Origin of the sequence: Eudoraea sp., from assembly GCF_049665975.1 — a bacterium.
Classification (GTDB): Bacteria; Bacteroidota; Bacteroidia; order Flavobacteriales; family Flavobacteriaceae; genus Eudoraea.
Genome location: NZ_JBATGR010000028.1, coordinates 1 through 1,524, shown reverse-complemented (window position 1 = coordinate 1,524; position 1,524 = coordinate 1). Strand labels below are relative to the sequence as shown.

Below are 1,524 nucleotides of genomic sequence, written 5' to 3'. Positions count from 1 at the left end.
TCCCTTTGCTGCGTACCTGGTGTTCTGTTGTAACTGCGATCATTTGTTCTTGTATGTCCTCCATTAATAGACCTGGAAGGCGTATTTGATGTAGAAGGTCTGGTGGTAGAGGAGCGCTGTGTACTTTTACGTTGCGTGCTTTGACGTTGCGTGCTTGATCGGGAAGGTGCCGAACGTTGCGGACTGGGGCGAGACGCCATACTCCTGCTGCCACCCCTGGATGCCCTATGGCCCATTCTTTGCGCGTTTATTGCCTCCATGGGCAATATGAGTATAAGCAGTAATATTAATATTCCAGAAATCTTATTTACTATAGTCTTGTTTTCGAACATAATTTATTTTTATTAATGATGCGGACTTATGATTTCTCCATTATGTCAATTAGCCTTGCATTGGGAGGTGGTAAAAATTCAAATATAGTATTGGGCAGGTTTGGGTTAATGTCCCAATCTTTAAAGACAGATTCAAATCGTAAATTTTGTTTCCCTTTTTGAATTATTATAAAGCGTTTAGGTAAATTCCAATTACTGCTTGAGATCCATAACTGAAAATGCATATTCTCATTAGTGGCCCTGATATAAAAACAGTCTTCTCCGTCCACCATTGTTTTACCCATATACTCAAGTGTGTTAAAATCCTGAAGGATGTCATCGGTAAAGGAAGGATAGAAAAAATCTGCAGCAGGAAACTGAAAACCAAACCTGGTGTGCAGGTCATCCATCATCTCAATTATATTTCCGGGACTCTCAAGAGTAACGTAATTATTTTCTTTAAAGGAGTACATGGAGGCATATGTTCCATTAAACCAAAAACCATGTTTGCCTTTATTTCCGAATCTTTGGTAAACCATCTTATCAGGACCTTGCATGCTAACATGGCTGGTACTGTAGTGGGTTTCTATTTTTTGTTTATCATCCAGTCTGTCTGTCGCAGTTTCTGCGTTAAAGCTCACAGCCTCAAGTTCACCAATAATATCCGCCATCCTGTCGAGAATATATACCGCTGCGGAATCTATTTGCCTTGCAGCCTGACTTTGGCCACAAAAAGGAAGAGTTAATAAAGCAAGTGTTATTACGTATTTTTTCATAGGCCTAAGATACTTATTTAAAGTATTTCTATAAAGTGGGAAACAAGTTTTTTGAAGGTAATAAAGGACTTATTCAGAAACAAATCAATTAAATGTAATTCAACTTACTTTAGTCCTCTATTTTACTTACAAAATACATTTTCATCATACCTTTATTTTTGACCTCAATCTCACCCCTCATCTCGCAATCAAAGCTGTCTTTGATTAACGAAAAGGTATTTTCCGTTACATTGATCTTTCCGGGTTGCGAATTAGATTCCATACGGGAGGCGATATTAACGGCGTCACCCCAAATGTCATACGCAAATTTTTTAGTACCCACCACACCTGCCACCACGGGCCCTGTATTGATGCCAATACGGACATCAAAACGAGTCCGGTTTTCGGGGTTCAGGGTTTTGGCACGATTAACAAACTCGATCATTTCCAGGGCAGCT

2 protein-coding genes and 1 pseudogene are annotated in these 1,524 nt (G+C 39.6%); all 3 read right to left on the bottom strand.

What is annotated here, in order from left to right:
* Positions 1 to 332, bottom strand: a pseudogene (locus WBN20_RS00920) (DUF6515 family protein); the annotation flags it as partial.
* A gap of 26 nt (positions 333 to 358) precedes the next feature.
* Positions 359 to 1,087 (bottom strand): DUF2092 domain-containing protein, encoded by a 729-nt coding sequence (locus WBN20_RS00915; protein ID WP_424280379.1) that lies wholly within the window; start codon positions 1,085 to 1,087, stop codon positions 359 to 361.
* Between the two features lie 109 nt (positions 1,088 to 1,196).
* Positions 1,197 to 1,524 (bottom strand): adenylate/guanylate cyclase domain-containing protein (locus WBN20_RS00910; protein WP_424280378.1); only part of this gene is annotated, 328 nt, incomplete at its 5' end.